The organism is Serratia sp. CY47444 (assembly GCF_052168635.1).
GTDB lineage: Bacteria > Pseudomonadota > Gammaproteobacteria > Enterobacterales > Enterobacteriaceae > Serratia > Serratia bockelmannii.
This window is the reverse complement of record NZ_JBJNMH010000006.1, coordinates 16300-33438: the sequence shown is the minus strand read 5'-3', so window position 1 is coordinate 33438 and position 17139 is coordinate 16300. Positions and strand designations below refer to the sequence as shown.

Annotated in this window: 17 protein-coding genes; 12 read left to right on the top strand and 5 right to left on the bottom strand. The window is 61.3% G+C overall.

What is annotated here, in order from left to right; translation table 11 throughout:
- Positions 1-112: 112 nt before the first annotated feature.
- The 5 genes from ACJ8IL_RS10605 to argD all read left to right on the top strand — a co-directional run bounded on the left by ACJ8IL_RS10605 (position 113) and on the right by argD (position 6195).
- Entirely contained in the window at positions 113-1798 is a 1686-nt protein-coding gene (locus tag ACJ8IL_RS10605; RefSeq protein ID WP_004930349.1) for a sensor histidine kinase, read from the top strand.
- Positions 1798-2523 (top strand): two-component system response regulator BtsR, encoded by a 726-nt coding sequence (gene btsR / locus ACJ8IL_RS10600; protein ID WP_025304522.1) that lies wholly within the window; start codon positions 1798-1800, stop codon positions 2521-2523. The genes ACJ8IL_RS10605 and btsR overlap by 1 nt, the downstream gene beginning before the upstream one ends.
- A 151-nt stretch (positions 2524-2674) precedes the next feature.
- Positions 2675-4198 (top strand): helicase HerA-like domain-containing protein, encoded by a 1524-nt coding sequence (locus tag ACJ8IL_RS10595; RefSeq protein ID WP_060435118.1) that lies wholly within the window; start codon positions 2675-2677, stop codon positions 4196-4198.
- A gap of 72 nt (positions 4199-4270) precedes the next feature.
- Positions 4271-4846: an aminodeoxychorismate synthase component II gene (locus ACJ8IL_RS10590; protein WP_025304520.1), complete on the top strand. Its 576-nt coding sequence runs from the start codon at positions 4271-4273 to the stop codon at positions 4844-4846.
- 131 nt (positions 4847-4977) lie between these two features.
- Complete coding sequence (gene argD / locus ACJ8IL_RS10585) at positions 4978-6195, top strand: bifunctional acetylornithine/succinyldiaminopimelate transaminase (RefSeq protein ID WP_025304519.1); 1218 nt, start codon at positions 4978-4980, stop codon at positions 6193-6195.
- 40 nt (positions 6196-6235) lie between these two features.
- Here argD and ACJ8IL_RS10580 read toward each other — a convergent pair whose 3' ends face one another.
- Both ACJ8IL_RS10580 and crp read right to left on the bottom strand, forming a co-directional pair.
- Positions 6236-8314 (bottom strand): YccS/YhfK family putative transporter, encoded by a 2079-nt coding sequence (locus ACJ8IL_RS10580; protein WP_025304518.1) that lies wholly within the window; start codon positions 8312-8314, stop codon positions 6236-6238.
- Positions 8315-8364: 50 nt separating this feature from the next.
- Positions 8365-8997, bottom strand: coding sequence for a cAMP-activated global transcriptional regulator CRP (gene crp / locus ACJ8IL_RS10575; RefSeq protein WP_004090925.1), 633 nt, complete (start codon positions 8995-8997; stop codon positions 8365-8367).
- A 382-nt stretch (positions 8998-9379) separates the two neighbouring features.
- Here crp and ACJ8IL_RS10570 point away from each other — a divergent pair, with 382 nt between their 5' ends.
- Entirely contained in the window at positions 9380-9787 is a 408-nt protein-coding gene (locus ACJ8IL_RS10570) for an OsmC family protein (protein ID WP_025304517.1), read from the top strand.
- 38 nt (positions 9788-9825) lie between these two features.
- Here the strand turns inward: ACJ8IL_RS10570 and ACJ8IL_RS10565 are convergent, their stop codons facing one another.
- The 3 genes from ACJ8IL_RS10565 to ACJ8IL_RS10555 form a co-directional block, all read right to left on the bottom strand.
- Entirely contained in the window at positions 9826-10695 is an 870-nt protein-coding gene (locus ACJ8IL_RS10565; RefSeq protein WP_025304516.1) for a phosphoribulokinase, read from the bottom strand.
- A 151-nt stretch (positions 10696-10846) separates the two neighbouring features.
- Positions 10847-11080, bottom strand: a complete 234-nt coding sequence (locus tag ACJ8IL_RS10560) for a YheU family protein (protein WP_004930376.1) — start codon at positions 11078-11080, stop codon at positions 10847-10849.
- Positions 11077-12057 carry a hydrolase gene (locus ACJ8IL_RS10555; RefSeq protein WP_025304515.1) on the bottom strand — a complete coding sequence of 327 codons (981 nt, stop codon included), beginning with the start codon at positions 12055-12057 and terminating at the stop codon, positions 11077-11079. The genes ACJ8IL_RS10560 and ACJ8IL_RS10555 overlap by 4 nt, the downstream gene beginning before the upstream one ends.
- A gap of 118 nt (positions 12058-12175) precedes the next feature.
- On the opposite strand from ACJ8IL_RS10555, the gene ACJ8IL_RS10550 reads away from it, so the two are divergent.
- The 6 genes from ACJ8IL_RS10550 to tauD all read left to right on the top strand — a co-directional run bounded on the left by ACJ8IL_RS10550 (position 12176) and on the right by tauD (position 17136).
- Positions 12176-12778: a LysE family translocator gene (locus ACJ8IL_RS10550; RefSeq protein WP_025304514.1), complete on the top strand. Its 603-nt coding sequence runs from the start codon at positions 12176-12178 to the stop codon at positions 12776-12778.
- Between the two features lie 10 nt (positions 12779-12788).
- Positions 12789-13571, top strand: a complete 783-nt coding sequence (locus ACJ8IL_RS10545; RefSeq protein WP_025304513.1) for a PhzF family phenazine biosynthesis protein — start codon at positions 12789-12791, stop codon at positions 13569-13571.
- Positions 13572-13685: 114 nt separating this feature from the next.
- Entirely contained in the window at positions 13686-14681 is a 996-nt protein-coding gene (gene tauA, locus ACJ8IL_RS10540; protein ID WP_025304512.1) for a taurine ABC transporter substrate-binding protein, read from the top strand.
- A 9-nt stretch (positions 14682-14690) separates the two neighbouring features.
- Entirely contained in the window at positions 14691-15458 is a 768-nt protein-coding gene (gene tauB / locus ACJ8IL_RS10535; RefSeq protein WP_060435115.1) for a taurine ABC transporter ATP-binding subunit, read from the top strand.
- Complete coding sequence (gene tauC, locus ACJ8IL_RS10530; RefSeq protein WP_033631937.1) at positions 15455-16291, top strand: taurine ABC transporter permease TauC; 837 nt, start codon at positions 15455-15457, stop codon at positions 16289-16291. Before tauB ends, tauC begins: the two co-directional genes overlap by 4 nt.
- The gene (gene tauD, locus ACJ8IL_RS10525) at positions 16288-17136 is read left to right on the top strand and encodes a taurine dioxygenase (RefSeq protein ID WP_089196322.1); all 849 of its coding nucleotides are present in this window, start codon (positions 16288-16290) and stop codon (positions 17134-17136) included. The genes tauC and tauD overlap by 4 nt, the downstream gene beginning before the upstream one ends.
- Positions 17137-17139: the final 3 nt, after the last annotated feature.

Genomic DNA, 17139 nt, shown 5'->3' with positions numbered 1-17139 from the left:
AAGCCTTGCCTTCATCACTGTTTTCTCCCGTGCCCCATGCTCTAATCGGCAGACAATAACCAGACCGGAAATCCGGCGTTCGCCCTTTGTTGTCTCTGGATGAGTTGCTGCCATGTATGAATTTAACCAGGTGCTGTTGCTGTTGCAGCAGATGTGCGTCTATCTCGTCATCGCCTATCTGCTGAGCAAAACCCCGCTGTTTATCCCGCTGATGCAGGTGACCATTCGCCTGCCGCACAAGCTGCTGTGTTACGTGATCTTCTCGGTGTTCTGCATCATGGGCACCTATTTCGGGCTGCACATTCAGGATTCGATCGCCAATACCCGCGCGATAGGCGCGGTCCTGGGCGGCTTGCTGGGCGGGCCGTCGGTAGGCTTTCTGGTCGGGCTGACCGGCGGCCTGCACCGGTATACGCTCGGCGGCATGACCGACGTGGCCTGCGCGATCTCCACGGTGTCGGAAGGCCTGGTCGGCGGCATCGTACATAGCATCGCCATGCGCCGCGGGCGCATCGAGCTGCTGTTCAATCCGCTGTTCGTCGGCGGCGTGGCGCTGGTGGCGGAAGTGTTGCAGATGGCGATCATTCTGGCGGTGGCGCGTCCTTACAACGAGGCGTTGCAGCTGGTGGAACACATCGCGCTGCCGATGATGATCGCCAATACCGTCGGTGCGGCGATGTTCATGCAAATCCTGCTGGATCGGCGCGCGATGTTTGAGAAATACACCAGCGCTTTCTCTTCCAAGGCGCTGAAGATCGCCGAGCGCACCGAGGGCATCCTGCGCCAGGGCTTCGATCAGGAAAACAGCATGAAGGTCGCCCGGGTGATTTATCAGGAGCTGGGTATCGGTGCAGTGGCGATCACCGATCGTGACAAGCTGCTGGCGTTTATCGGCATCGGCGACGATCACCACCTGCCGGGCACGCCGATCGCCTCGGTGCATTCGCATCGCGCCATCGACAACAACGAGGTGGTGTACGCCGACGGCAATCAGCTCTCTTACTGCTGCTCGATCAATCCGGCCTGCAAGCTGGGATCGACGCTGGTGATCCCGCTGCGCGGCGAAAACCAGCGGGTCATCGGCACCATCAAGCTGTACGAACCGAAAAGCCAGCTGTTCAGCACCATCAACCGCACGCTGGGCGAAGGCATCGCCAGCCTGCTGTCGGCGCAGATCATGGCCGGACAGTACGAGCGCCACAAGCAGCTGCTGGCGCAGTCGGAGATCAAGCTGTTGCATGCGCAGGTCAATCCGCATTTCCTGTTCAATGCGTTGAATACGCTGGTGGCGGTGATCCGCCGCGATGGCGAACGGGCCTGCGATCTGGTGCAGTCCCTCTCAACTTTCTTTCGTAAAAACCTCAAACGTTCGGATGATGAAGTCAGCCTGGCGGACGAGATTGAGCATGTGAACGCCTACCTGCAGATTGAGAAAGCGCGCTTCGCCGATCGGCTGGAGATCGCGGTATCGCTGCCGGAGGCGCTGCTGGCGGCGCGGCTGCCGGCGTTTTCGCTGCAGCCGATCGTCGAGAACGCCATCAAGCACGGCACCTCGCATCTGTTGGGCGTGGGCCGCATCGAAATCGGCGCCTGCTGCGAAGGCGAGCATCTGCTGCTGCAGGTGACGGACAACGCCGGGCTGTTCCAGCCGAAGCCGAACTGCAGCGGGCTGGGGATGAACCTGGTGGATAAACGCATTCGCGTGCGCTACGGCGAAGGCTATGGCGTGCAGGTGGATTGCCGGCCGGACGCCTATACCCGCATTACGCTCAATGTTCCCATGGAGAGGGCCGCCTGATGTTAAACGCACTGATTGTTGACGATGAGCCTTCCGCACGCGACAACCTGCGCCATCTGCTGGAGGCCGAAGCGGGGATCACGATCATCGGCGAATGCGCCAACGCCATCGAAGCCATCAGCCAGATCCACCGGCTGCAGCCGGACGTGGTGTTTCTCGATATCCAAATGCCGCGCATCAGCGGGCTGGAAATGGTCGGCATGCTGGATCCCAATCGGATGCCGCACATCGTGTTTCTGACCGCCTACGACGAATACGCGGTGCAGGCGTTCGAGGAGCACGCCTTCGACTATCTGCTGAAGCCGGCGGAGCCGAAGCGGCTGAGCAAGACGCTGCAACGCCTGCGGCAGCGCAGTGCGCCGCAGGACGTGACGGCGCTGGATGAGAGCGCCGGTTACCTGAAATACATTCCCTGCACCGGCCACAGCCGTATCTATCTGCTGCGGTTTGACGAGGTGTTGGCGATCCGTTCCAAACTGAGCGGGGTATTCGTGGTGCGCAGCGACGGCATGGAGTGTTTCACCGAATTGACGCTGCGCACGCTGGAAAGCCGTACGCCGCTGGTGCGCTGCCATCGGCAGTATTTGGTCAACCTGGAGCAGGTGCGCGAGATCCGCTTCGAAGAAGGCGGCGCGGCGGAGATGATCATGTCCGCCGGCGATCCGGTGCCGGTCAGCCGGCGCTATTTGAAAGCGCTGAAGGAGCAACTGGGGCTGCGGGGGTGACGCAGGTCTTAGGGGGATTCTGAAAAGACAGGCATCATGGGCGTCCCGACGGCGCCCATTTTGTTTGTCCTTGACGGGGTTACGCGGCGCTTATAGCTTTATTGCATCAACAGGCGCGTTTCGCGCCGCGTCAGCGTCAAAGGAACAGAAAATGAGTGAACCACGGATTATCGCCAAAGCGATGAAAGACGGAAAACCGGAACAGGATCTGGTGATTTTACCGGCGTTGGCCAACCGCCACGGGTTGATTACCGGGGCAACCGGCACCGGCAAGACGGTGACGCTGCAAAAAATGGCCGAGCAGTTCTCGCGCATCGGCGTGCCGGTGTTCCTGTCGGACGTGAAGGGCGATCTGTCCGGCATCGGCGCCGAGGGCGTACCGTCCGAGAAGCTGCAGGCGCGCCTGGCAGCGATTGGCGTCACCGACTGGCAGCCGCAGGCCTGCACCATTATCCCGTGGGATATTTACGGCGAAAAGGGCCACCCGATCCGCGCCACGATTTCCGATCTCGGGCCGCTGCTGCTGGGGCGTCTGTTGGATCTGAACGAAGTGCAAAGCGGCGTGCTGCAGCTGGTGTTCAAAATTGCCGATGACAACGCGCTGCTGTTGCTGGACATGAAAGACCTGCGCGCCATGGTGCAGTTCGTCGGCGATAACGCCAAACAATTCCAGACTCAGTACGGCAACATCTCTGCCGCGTCGGTCGGCGCCATCCAGCGTGGGTTGCTGACGCTGGAAGAGCAGGGCGCCAACCAGTTTTTCGGCGAGCCGATGCTGGACATCAACGATCTGATGAAAACCGACGCCAACGGCCATGGCGTGATCAACCTGCTGGCGGCGGACAAGCTGATCAATCAGCCGAAGCTGTATTCAGTGTTCCTGCTGTGGCTGCTGGCCGAGCTGTTTGAGCACCTGCCGGAAGTGGGCGACCCTGAACAGCCGAAGCTGGTGTTCTTCTTCGATGAAGCGCACCTGCTGTTCAACGACGCGCCGGCGGCGCTGCTGACCAAGATTGAACAGGTGGTGCGCCTGATCCGCTCCAAAGGCGTCGGCATTTACTTCGTCACCCAGAATCCGCTGGATATCCCGGACAGCGTGCTGGGCCAGTTGGGCAACCGCGTACAGCATGCGCTGCGCGCCTTCACGCCACGCGATCAGAAGGCGGTGAAAACGGCGGCGCAAACCCTGCGCGCCAATCCGGCCTTCGATGCCGAAACGGCGATCACCGAGCTGGGCGTGGGCGAAGCGCTGGTGTCATTCCTCGACGAGAAGGGCCGGCCAAACGTGGTGGAGCGGGCGATGGTCATCGCGCCGGAATCCAAGATGGGCATGCTCGGCACGGAAGGGCTGAACAGTGCGATCAACAAATCGCCGCTGTATGGCCGCTATGAAGACATGATTGACCGCGAGTCAGCTTACGAGAAGCTGTCGTCGGGCGGCTTCGCCACCGTCGGCACTGCGCAGCAGGGGCAGCAACCGCAGGCGCAAGCACAGCAACAGACGGGCGGCGGCCTGATGGACGGATTGAACGAGCTGCTGTTCGGTTCCACCGGCCCGCGCGGCGGCAAACGCGACGGCATCGTCCAGACCGCTGCCAAGAGCATGGCGCGCGATCTCGGCCGGCAGATCCTGCGCGGCGTACTGGGCTCGATCACCGGCGGCCGTAAAAAGTAAGCGGAAATTATCGTCGGCAGCGGCGGGTTAAATCAGTAAACTATGGCGGCGTTTTTCTCTGCCGGACCTAACATGCTGCTGCTGATCGATAACTACGACTCCTTTACCTATAACCTTTACCAGTACTTCTGCGAATTGGGCGCCGAGGTGCTGGTGAAGCGCAACGATGAGCTGCAGCTGGCCGATATCGCGCGGCTGGCGCCGCAGCATCTGGTGATTTCCCCTGGCCCCTGTACCCCGAACGAAGCGGGTATCTCGCTGGCCGCCATTCGTCATTTCGCCGGCAAGCTGCCGATCCTCGGCGTATGCCTGGGGCACCAGGCGCTGGGGCAGGCGTTCGGCGCCGAAGTGGTGCGCGCCCGCGCGGTGATGCACGGCAAAACTTCGGCGATTCGCCATCTGGGCGTCGGCGTGTTTCGCGGCCTGAACGATCCGCTGACCGTGACCCGATATCACTCGCTGGTGCTGAAAGCCGATACGCTGCCGGATTGCTTTGAAGTGACCGCCTGGAGCGAACGCGACGGCGTGCGCGACGAGATCATGGGCATCCGCCACCGCACGCTGGCGCTGGAAGGGGTGCAGTTCCACCCGGAAAGCGTGCTCAGCGAGCAGGGCCATCAGCTGTTGGATAATTTTCTCAGGCGTTAATCCCTTCGCGTTTTTTTCGCCCGTCAGGCGTTTTGCATTTGCGCTTTAGTGTTTTTTTATGCATATTTCGTGATTATATTTTCACTATAACATCGCGATAGCGCTGAAAAACCTTCAGGGTGGAGCCGAAAATGACTGACAAATCCGCAGTGAGCCGCAGCACCTTTGACCAGGTGATCCTGCCTGTTTATGCACCCGCCCAGTTTGTTCCGGTGCGCGGCAAAGGCAGCCGGGTCTGGGATCAGCAGGGAAAAGAGTACATCGATTTTTCCGGTGGCATCGCGGTGACGGCGCTGGGACACTGCCACCCGGCGCTGGTCGAGGCGCTCAAACGCCAGGGCGAAACCCTGTGGCATACCAGCAACGTCTTCACCAATGAACCGGCGCTGCGTTTGGCGAGCAAACTGATCGACGCCACCTTCGCCGACCGGGTGTTCTTCGCCAACTCCGGCGCAGAGGCCAACGAGGCGGCGTTCAAACTGGCGCGTCATTACGCCATCACCCGCCACAGCCCGTACAAAACCAAAATCATCGCCTTCTATAACGCGTTTCACGGCCGCACGCTGTTCACCGTGTCGGTGGGTGGGCAGGCCAAATATTCCGACGGGTTCGGGCCGAAGCCGGCCGACATCGTGCACGTGCCGTTCAACGATCTGGCGGCGGTGAAAGCGGTGATGGACGACCATACCTGCGCGGTGGTGATGGAGCCGATTCAGGGAGAGGGCGGCATTACGCCGGTCGACGCCGACTTCCTCAAAGGCGTGCGCAAACTGTGCGACCAACATCAGGCGCTGCTGGTGTTCGACGAAGTGCAAAGCGGCATGGGGCGAAGCGGCAAGCTGTTCGCCTATATGCATTATGGCGTGACGCCGGACATTCTCACCACCGCCAAGGCGCTGGGCGGTGGTTTCCCGGTCAGCGCCATGCTGACCACCGAAGAGATTGCGTCGGTGATGCAGGTGGGCACTCACGGCACCACCTACGGCGGTAACCCGCTGGCCTGCGCGGTGGCGGAGGCGGCGCTGGATGTGATCAATACGCCGGAGGTGCTGAGCGGCATCGAGCAGCGCCACGCGCTGTATGTGCAGGCTTTGCAGGATATCGGCGATAAATACGGTATTTTCACCGCCATTCGTGGCATGGGGTTACTGATCGGCGCCGAGTTGACGCCGCATTATCACGGCAGAGCGCGCGATTTCCTCACCGCCGCCGCTGCGCGTGGGTTGATGATCCTCAACGCCGGGCCGAACGTGATCCGCTTCGCGCCGTCGCTGGTGGTGGAGCCGCAGGACATCGAGGCCGGCATGGCGCTGTTCGAGCTGGCGGTGCAGGATGTGATCAACGCCTGAAGCCCGTGTGACGAATAACGGGGCGCGGCATGCCGCGCCCTTATTGATCGCGGAGTTTGCGCTTGAGCCAAATGCCGTGGTGCGGGCGTTGGCGCCAGGCCAGCGACGAAATGGTGTGCATCACGCTCAGGTGCGACAGAATACGCCGCAAATGACGCTCCATCTCGGTAACGGGCATCTCCGGATGCAGATCCGGCGGCTGCATGATGCCGCTGCTGCCGCTGCTCGGGCCGTCGTACTCCAGGCGTTGCTGGCAGCTCTGCAGCGCAATTTCACAGGTTTGCAGATACGTTTCCGCCAGCTTCGGCGTCAGCATATAGTGCTCGCGCGCCAAAATGGTCATGGCATTCAGGTGTTCGACGATGAACTGGCTGTGAGTGACCCATAAACGCATATCCGCCAGATAGTTCGACGCGAATCCCGGCTCCTGCATCGCCTGATTGAGCGAGGTGAACAGCGCGTTGTGCGCCTGGTTGACCTGCATGCGGGCATAGGCCAACGCGGTGGCGTCCGGCTCCGGCTGTTCCAGCATCAGCCGCAGCGCGGCTTGATCGTTTTCCAGTGCCTGATGGGCATTCTTGCGCAGCAGCCCGCTTTGCCACTGCGGCCATAGCCAAATGGTGCCGCCGAACGCCAGCACGCAGCCGATCAAGGTATCAATCAGACGAGGCACCAGAAAATGCGAGCCGTTCAGCGCCAGCAGCTGCAAGGTGTAAACCGCCGTCACCGTAAAGCCAATCACCGATAGCCCGTAGTTCTTGCGTGAAACCAGGTAGGCTAGCAGCGTGATCACCAGCATGATGCTCAGCGTTTCGCCTTCCGGTAACTGCAGCTGCAGCAGCCCGGCCGCCAGCAACAGCCCGGCAATCGTGCCCAGCGCACGGTGCTGAATACGCACCCGGGTGGCGTTATACCCGTTTTGGCTCACCAGCATGATGGTGAGCAGGATCCAGTAAGGCTTCGGCAGGTTGAACACCGCCCCCAGACTGCTGCCGACCGCCAGCGTCACCCCCAGCCGCGCGGCGTTGCGCAGGGCGGTAGATTTGAACGACAGATAGCTGGCTAGCGCCGGCCAAAACGGCAGGCGGTGCTGGCCGGGCATCAGATCTCGGCGGTACAGCGGATGCTGGGTGCGCAGCAGGCGGGCGATGCGGCTGAAGTGGTAATAACAAAACTGGCCGACCGGGTTATCGGGATGCTGCGCCGCCATTTTTTCCAGCGCCGCCAGCTCGTGGGCCATGGAAAAGCGCTTCGAATGTTGATGGTAGAGTATATCGTGCGCCACCACGCGCAGCCGGCCGGCGATCACCTGAGCGTTGCGGCGAATGATCGCTTCGGCCTGGCTCTGCTCCACCAGTTTTTGCACTTCCTCCGGCAGATGCAGGCTGACGGTGATGTGCTCCTGCAGATCCATCGCCACCTGAAAGGCGCGCTGCAGTCGCTTTTGATCGAGGTTGTTGGCGTGCGGCAGGAAATTAAGCTGTTGGTACAGCAGGCTGATCAGATCCATCACCTTTTGCTGGCGCACCAGCAGTGGCGGCAGCGCGGTCTGCGGATCGGTGTGCTGAGTCAGCAGGGAGTATTTGGCTTCGAAGTAGTCCGCCAGTTCCAGATAGAGCTGGCTGAGCGTCTCGCGCATCGGTTGCTCTTTCCACAGCCGGAACCAGAACCAGGTGAATAAGCCGTACCAGACGGTGCCGATCGCGTACAGCAGCGGCGCCTGCCAGACAGGCACCGTGCCGGCCGTGCTGAGAGCGAAGATGGCGGCCACCAGCGCCGCCGGCAACAGCCGGGCGTGCAGCGGGCTGATTTCGCCGGTAACGCCGAGCAGCAGCGCCAGGCCCAGCATCAGCGCCGGCAGCGGCACGTGCCACAGAAGTGCCTGTTGCAACAGCACGCTGCTGAAGGCGAACAGCGAGCCGCCGACGATCAGCCGTTTAAAGAAGCGCTTATGCGGCGTGTCCAGACCGGCGATATTGCAGCAGGCGGGCACCAGAGAGAACATCAGGCCGAGCTGCAGCTGGCCTATCAACAAGCCAAACAGCACCGGCAGGCACAACACCAGCGTTTGTCGCAGTGCGTAGTTGATTTCCGGGTGGTAGATCAGACGGCGCCACATGGCAGAGAGCAGACAAAAAAACGGCGCAGATTGCGCCGTTTCTTCAGGGATTAACGGGTGCCGTAGACGACAATGGTTTTGCCGTGGGCGGAAATCAGGTTTTGATCTTCCAGCATTTTCAGAATACGGCCAACGGTTTCACGCGAGCAGCCGACGATCTGGCCGATCTCCTGACGGGTGATCTTGATCTGCATGCCGTCCGGGTGAGTCATGGCGTCGGGTTGCTTCGCCAGATTCAGCAGGGTTTGCGCGATGCGGCCGGTCACGTCCAGGAAGGCGAGGTTGCCCACTTTTTCGGAGGTAACCTGCAGGCGGCTCGCCATTTGGGCGGACAGGCGCATCAGGATGTCCGGGTTCACCTGGATCAGCTGGCGGAATTTCTTGTAGGAAATTTCGGCCACTTCACAGGCGGTTTTCGCGCGAACCCAGGCGCTGCGCTCCTGGCCTTCTTCGAACAATCCGAGCTCGCCGATGAAATCCCCCTGGTTGAGGTAGGACAGGATCATCTCTTTACCTTCTTCATCCTTGATCAGCACCGCGACGGAGCCTTTCACGATGTAGTAAAGCGTTTCGGCCTTTTCACCTTGGTGAATCAGCGTACTCTTCGATGGATATTTGTGGATATGGCAATGAGACAGGAACCATTCGAGAGTAGGGTCTGTTTGCGGTTTGCCGAGAACCATTCGCTGTTATCCTCTGTTGTTATCGCTGCCTTGTGTCACAGGGGTCAGAGTTCCCTGTAAAACCCGCCTGTAGCCGCAGTCATGAGCGAGGGCTACCGGCAAGTTTTGAGGCGTGTCATAAAAATACGCTGTCGCTCTAGCATATTAACTTGCCGTAAGCGCTGCAAGCTACATTCTGTTAACATACCGGTAAAGGAGCCTTTCTCTGGGCGTTTCCCTGAAATTCAGTGTCCCGGAAAGATTTATTGCGGCTCTGTTTGTAGCACAGAGTAAGGCGGGTGTCTCGTGTTGTCTCGCTTCAGCATGATTAGCATCAGGTTACGTTGCCTGTTTCTATGCGAAAGCGTACTCTGATTTTAAGAAATTAACCGGAGTGACCAGAATGCAGGCAAGAGTTAAGTGGGTGGAAGGGTTAACGTTTTTGGGTGAATCGGCCTCCGGCCACCAGGTGCTGATGGACGGCAACGCCGGCGATAAAGCGCCGAGCCCGATGGAGATGGTGCTGATGTCGGTGGGCGGCTGCAGCGCGATTGACGTGGTGTCCATCCTGCAAAAAGGGCGCAACGACGTGCGCGACTGCGAGGTGAAGCTGACCTCCGAGCGCCGTGCAGAAGCCCCGCGGTTGTTCACCCATATCAATCTGCACTTCATCGTCACCGGTCAGGATCTGACCGACAAAATCGTAGAGCGTGCGGTGAACCTGTCGGCGGAGAAATACTGCTCGGTGGCGCTGATGCTCAACAAGGCTGCCACGGTGACCCACAGTTTCGAGATCCGCCAACCGGCGTAATCGAGACGGAGCGCGGCCCGCCGCCGCGCTCAACGCATTTATTCGATCTTCTTGCCTTCCAGCAATCGCTGCACCAGCGGCGCCATGATCAGCTCCATCGCCAGCCCCATCTTGCCGCCCGGCACCACTAACGTATTGATGTGCGAGATAAACGAGCCCTGCAGCATCGCCAGCAAATAGGGGAAGTCAATCTGATCCAGCCCGCGGAAGTGGATCACCACGAAGCTTTCATCCAGTGAGGGAATGGCTTTGGCGGCGAACGGGTTGGAAGTGTCCACCGTCGGCACACGCTGGAAGTTGATGTGGGTGCGCGAGAACTGCGGCGTGATGTAGTTGATGTAATCTTCCATCGAACGCACCACCGAATCCATCACCGCCTCGCGGGAGTGGCCGCGCTCGCCGGTATCGCGGATCAGCTTCTGGATCCACTCCAGGTTGACGATCGGCACCACGCCGACCAGCAGATCGACGTGGCTGGCCACGTCATGGTGTTCGGTGACCACACCGCCGTGCAGCCCCTCGTAGAACAGCACGTCGGTCGGCGCCGGCAGCGGCTCCCATGGGGTGAAGGTGCCCGGCACCTGATTGTAGGGCACCGCTTCGTCGTAGGTGTGCAGGTACTTGCGCGAACGGCCGGTGCCGTTTTTGCCGTACTCGATAAAGCTCTGCTGCAGCAGGCCGAAGTCGTTGGCCTCGGGGCCAAAATAGCTAATGTGCCTGCCCAGATCGCGCGCCTTGCGGATCGCCGCGTCCATTTCCGGCCGGGTGTAGCGGTGGAAGCTGTCGCCCTCCAGTTCGGCGGCGCGAATGTTGAGCTGTTGGAAGATTTTGCGGAACGCCACGCTGGTGGTGGTGGTGCCGGCGCCGCTGGAACCGGTCACCGCGATAACGGGATGTTTGGCAGACATGGTGGTTGTCACTCCGTGTTGAATGCGCCGGCGTCAGGGGATTATTGTGGCTCTTGTTGACGCTCTCTATGTCAGGAAAAAATGGCGCTCGCTGGTTTGCAATGTCCCATTGTTACCTGATTTTTTCCGTCAGTCATAGAACCGAACGCCACTAAATTTCTTCCTGCCCGGCGCGGAACTGGCCGCGCGGCATGATGTTGACGCTCTCATGCAGTTCTGACCACACCAGCACCACTTCGCCGTTTTTCAGCTGGCGGCGCACGTCCTCCACCTTCTGTTCCAGCGATCGTTCGTGCTCGCCGTAATCGGTGCCTTCGCGCAGCACAAAGGATTCGATCAGGCTGTTCAGGGTGTCGGTTGCCAGTTCTTGCCAGGGAATGATCACGTCGGGATGTCCAGATAAGGGGAAAGCCAGGCCGGAATGCGATGCTCCAGCCACATGTGCGGTTTTTTCAGCGTGCCGCCGACGAAGCCGACGTGGCCGCCGAACTCGGTCAGCTGATATTCGATATTGCGCGGCAGGCCGGCGACGTCGGGGATCACCTCATGGGTCATGAAGGGATCGTCCTTCGCATGGATGATCAGCAGCGGCGTTTGGATCGCCGGCAACAGCGGCAGAGCGCTGCAGCGGCGATAATAGTCGGTGGCGTCGCTGAAGCCGTGAATGCGCGAGGTGATGGCGTCGTCGAACTCGCGGATGCGCCGCAAACCGTTCAGCTGTGACAGCTTGAGCGGCAGGGTGTCCGGGTAGTGCAACAGTTTGCGGGTGGCGTTTTGTTTCAGTTGCCCCAGCAAATAGCGCTGATAGACACGGGAGAAGCCTTGCTCCATACGGTAGGCGCAGGGTTCCAGCATCAGCGGCGCTGAGACCACCACCGCCGCCTGCAGCAGGCTGTCGGCGCCTTGCTGCGCCAGATAGCAGGCCAGCATGTTGCCGCCGAGCGAAACGCCTACCGCCGCGGTTGGCACCTCGCCGTAGCGGTCGCGCAGCCAGCGCAGGAAGAAGCGCGCGTCTTCGGTTTCACCGGAGTGGTAGATGCGCTGCTTGCGGTTGGGCACGCCGCTGCAGCCGCGAAAGTGCATCACCACGCCGAGCCAACCGCGCTCACGCCAGGCGTTGAGCAGGCCATGCGCGTAGGGGCTGTAGAAGCTGCCTTCCAGGCCGTGGAACAGCACCGCGCGCGGTTTGTCGCGCGCCTGCGCCGGATCCTCGCTCCAGGCAAGATCGACGAAGTCGCCGTCGGGCAATTCCAGCCGTTGCCAATGCGGTTTCAATAACACGCGGCGGCGCACCAGCCGCGGCAACAGCGTTTGCAGGTGCGGGTTACTGGCCCCGGTCAGGGGGCGAAAGGTGTTAGGCATAGGCTGAGTAAAATGTTGTGGGCGGCTATTGTGAGATCCCTAGCGCACTGTTAGCTTCAATACCAAGAATTAACAATGATACTGCAAAAAAGCGCCTTGGGTGAGGAGCACCCGTGCCATGGAACCGAGTTTATTCCTTTCGATGCTGGGCTTCCTGTGGGTCGCCGCCATCACGCCAGGCCCCAATAACCTGCTGCTGACCACCTCCGGTGCTAACTTCGGCTTTATGCGTTCGCTGTGGCTGATGATTGGCATCATGCTCGGCATGCAAAGCATTTTGCTGCTGGTGGCCTTCGGCGTCGGCAGCCTGATCCTGGTTTACCCGTCGCTGCACCTGATCCTGAAAATCCTCGGCAGTTTGTACCTGCTGTGGCTGGCGTGGAAAGTCGCCACCGCCGCCTATGAAAAGCTGGAAACCGACGTGGCGCCGCCGCAGCCGGTGCGGCTGTATCAGGGCTGGCTGCTGCAGTTCCTCAACCCGAAAGCCTGGCTGATGGCGCTGGGCGCGGTGGCCAGCTTCAGCCTGGCGGGCGATAAGTACAACGGTTCCATCGCGGCGATCGCGCTGGGCATTTTGGCGGTAAACATCGTCGCCGGCGTTATCTGGCTGGCGTTCGGTACCCTGATCGGCCGCCTGCTGCGCAGCAAAAAGGCCTGGGTTATCTTCAACGTTTCCATGGGGTTGTTGACCGCAGCCTGTGTGTTACTGATCTGGCATTAAGGAGTGAACGATGGCGGAAAATTATTATCACGTGGTTGCTTTTACCGGCAAAGGGCTGCGCGGCAACCCGGCCGGGGTTTGCCTGCTGACGCAGCCGCTGCCGGCGGAGCGGTTGCAGGCGATCGCCAACGAGATCGGCCTGCCGGAAACCAGCTTTGTTTGGGATGACGGCGACATGACCGCCATTCGCTGGTTTACCCCGGAGCGTGAGGTCGATCTTTGCGGCCACGGCACGCTGGCGGCGGCGCATGTGATGTTCAGCGCGGTTAACCCGGCGCTGAAGGATATTCGCTTCCGTTCGGCCGGCGGCGAGCTGTTCGTCAAGCGCGATGAGCGGGACGGGGAGCGGCTGGTGCTTGATTTCCCCGCCAGGCCGCCGCAAAAAGTCGCCGAACCGGCGGGCCTCGCGGCGCTGCTGGGCGTGCAGCCGCAGGAAGTGTGGCAGGCGAAAGCGCTGCTGGTGGTGGTGGAAAACGAGGCGCAGGTGCGCGCGCTGCGCCCGGACATCCCGGCGCTGATCGCATTGGCCGGCCGCGCGGTGATCGTCACCGCGCCGGGTGACACCGTGGACTTCGTTTCGCGCTATTTCACGCTCGACGGCGGCGAGGATCCGGTGACCGGCTCCGCGCATTGCACGTTGATGCCTTACTGGACGGCGCGCCTCGGCCGCCATCGGCTGCATGCGCAGCAGATCTCGGCACGCGGCGGCGAACTGTTCTGCGAACTGCAAGGGGATCGCACGCTGCTCGGCGGCTATGCTCATGTGTTCCTGCACGGAAGTATCGCGCTGTAATCTGCGGTTATATTACTCAAGGTAATAAAGAAGACTTTTTTATTCTTTTATCGCCCGTCATCGCTCAGATAAAACTGTCAGCAACTGAACAGATTTTTATCAACGGAGCGGAACATGGCGGGCAAACTCTTTTCCTTACGTAACGTGGCGCTGCTGGCGTTGTCGCTCAGCGCGGCCAGCGCCTACGCGGTGGACGTGACCGTGGCGTACCAGACGTCGGCAGAGCCGGCCAAGGTGGCGCAGGCGGAAAACAGCTTCGCCAAACAGTCCGGCGCGACCGTCGACTGGCGTAAGTTCGACAGCGGTTCCAGCGTGCTGCGCGCGCTGGCCTCCGGCGACGTGCAGATCGGCAATATCGGCTCCAGCCCGCTGGCGGTGGCCGCCAGCCAAAAACTCCCCATCGAAGTGTTCCTCATCGCCTCGCAGCTCGGCAGCTCCGAAGCGCTGGTGGTGAAAAATGACATCAAAAGCCCGCAGGATCTGATCGGCAAGCGCATTGCGGTGCCGTTTATTTCCACCACCCATTACAGCCTGCTGGCCTCGCTCAAACATTGGGGCATCAAGCCTGAACAGGTGAAGATCCTCAATCTGCAGCCGCCGGCCATCGCCGCCGCCTGGCAGCGCGGCGACATCGACGGCGCCTACGTCTGGGCGCCGGTGGTCAACGAACTGGCCAAACAGGGCAAGGTGCTGACCGACTCCGCGCAGGTGGGCGAATGGGGTTCACCGACGCTGGACGTGTGGGTGGTGCGCAAAGACTTCGCCGAGAAACATCCCGACGTGGTGACCGCCTTTGCCGCCAGCGCTCTGCAGGCGCAAAAGGCCTACCTGACGGCGCCGGAACAGTGGCTGAAAGATCCGAGCCATCTTAGCACCTTGGCGCGCTTGAGCGGCGTACCGGAAGCGCAGGTGCCGGAACTGGTGAAGGGGAATCGTTATCTGCCGGTGGCCGATCAGGTTGCCCAGCTCGGCCAGCCGGTGGACAAGGCAATCCGCGATACCGCCGAATTCCTCAAGCAGCAGGGCAAGATCCCGCAGGTCGACAGCGACTACAGCGCTTACGTCACCGACCGTTTTGTGAAACAGGTGCAGGCTGCGCCGCAGTCGTAAGGAAGCAGGATGCTAAACGTCAATCATCTTTCAGCAGAGTATCAGGGGCGGCCCGTGCTGCGTGACGTGTCGTTCCAGATCGCCGCCGGGCAACTGGTGGTGGTGCTCGGCCCATCGGGCTGCGGCAAGACCACGCTGCTGAATTTGATCGCCGGGTTTATCGAGCCTTCAGCTGGCAGCATCACGCTGGATGGAACGCCCGTTCACGGCCCGGGCGCTGAACGGGGCGTGGTGTTCCAGCATGAGGGTTTACTGCCGTGGCGTAACGTGGTGGACAACGTCGAGTTCGGTCTGCAGCTGGCCGGCGTCGGCAAGGCGCAGCGCCGCCAGGTGGCGGAGCAGATGCTGCAGCGCGTCGGTCTGGCCGGTTACGAGCGGCATTTCATCTGGCAGCTTTCCGGCGGCATGCGCCAACGCGTCGGCATCGCCCGCGCCCTGGCCGCGGATCCGCGCCTGCTGTTGCTGGATGAACCGTTCGGCGCGCTGGACGCGTTTACTCGCGAGCAGATGCAGGAGCTGTTGCTGACTATTTGGCGCGATACCGGCAAGCAGGTGCTGCTGATCACCCACGATATCGAAGAGGCGGTGTTCCTCGCCAGCGAGCTGCTGCTGCTGTCGCCGGGGCCGGGGCAGGTGGTAGAGCGACTGTCGCTGAACTTCGGCCAACGCTATGCCGACGGCGAAGCCTGCCGCTCGATTAAGTCCGATCCTGAATTTATCGCGCAGCGCGAATACGTGCTGGGCAAAGTTTTCCAACAGCGCGAGGCCTTGCTATGAGCCTGCATTCCACGTTAAAGGCCGCGGCGCAGCCGCAGGGCAAAGCGGCGCGCCGTTTCAGCGTGCCGCGCAACGTTTGGTTGAGCGGCGCCACGCTGTTGACGGTGTTGATCGTCTGGTGGGGCGTGACGGCGCTGCAGCTGATCAGCCCGCTGTTCCTGCCGGCGCCGCAGCAGGTGCTGCATCAACTGATCACCATCGCCAGCCCGCAAGGTTTTATGGACGCCACGCTGTGGCAGCATCTGGCGGCCAGCCTGGGGCGCATTTTGGTGGCGCTGCTGGCGGCGGTGATCGTCGGCATTCCGGTGGGCATCGCCATGGGGCTGAACGACACGGTGCGCGGCATCCTCGATCCGCTGATTGAGATCTATCGTCCGGTGCCGCCGTTGGCGTATTTACCGCTGATGGTAATTTGGTTCGGCATCGGCGAGACCTCGAAAATCTTGTTGATTTATCTGGCGATTTTCGCGCCGGTGACGCTGTCCGCTGTGGCCGGCGTGCGCAGCGTGGCGCAGGTGCGGGTGCGCGCCGCCCGCGCGCTGGGCGCCACGCGTTGGCAGGTGCTGCGTTTCGTGGTGCTGCCGAGCGCGCTGCCGGAGATCCTGACCGGCATCCGCATCGGGCTGGGCGTCGGCTGGTCGACGCTGGTGGCTGCCGAACTGATCGCCGCCACGCGCGGCCTGGGATTTATGGTGCAATCCGCCGGTGAGTTTCTGGCGACCGACGTGGTGCTGGCCGGCATCGGCGTGATTGCGGTGATTGCATTTGGGTTGGAGCTGGGGCTGCGCGCCCTGCAGCGCCGATTGACCCCGTGGCATGGAGTACAGCAATGAATGAACGTCTGAATATCACCCCGCTGGGGCCTTACATCGGGGCGCTGGTGGAAAACGTCGAGTTGGCCCGGCCGTTGGGCGATGGCCAGTTTGAACAGCTTTATCATGCGCTGCTCAAGCATCAGGTGCTGTTCTTCCGCAACCAGCCGATCACGCCGCTGCAGCAGCGCGATCTGGCCGGCCGCTTCGGCGATCTGCACATCCATCCGGTCTATCCGCACGCCACCGACGTGGAAGAGATCATCGTGCTCGATACCCACGACGACAACCCGCCGGACAACGACAACTGGCATACCGACGTGACCTTTATCGAGAACCCGCCGCTGGGGGCGATCCTGGCGGCCAAGACCTTGCCTTCCACCGGCGGCGATACGCTGTGGGCCAGCGGCATCGCGGCCTACGAGGCGCTGTCGGCGCCGTTCAGAACGCTGCTCGCGGGGCTGCGCGCGGAACATGACTTCACCAAGTCGTTCCCGGAGTACAAGCATCGCGGCAGTGAAGAAGAACACCAGCGTTGGCAACTGGCGGTGCAGAAAAATCCGCCGCTGCTGCATCCGGTGGTGCGTACTCATCCGGTCAGCGGCCGGCAGGCGCTGTTCGTCAATGAAGGGTTCACCACGCGGATCGTGGATGTGGCGCCGAAGGAGAGCGACGCTTTGCTGAACTTCCTGTTTGCTCACATCACCAAACCGGAGTTTCAGGTGCGCTGGCGCTGGCAGGAAAATGACGTGGCGATCTGGGATAACCGCGTGACGCAGCACTACGCCAACGCGGATTATCTGCCGCAGCGGCGCATCATGCACCGCGCGACCATTCTGGGGGACAAGCCCTTTTACAAGGCGTAACAA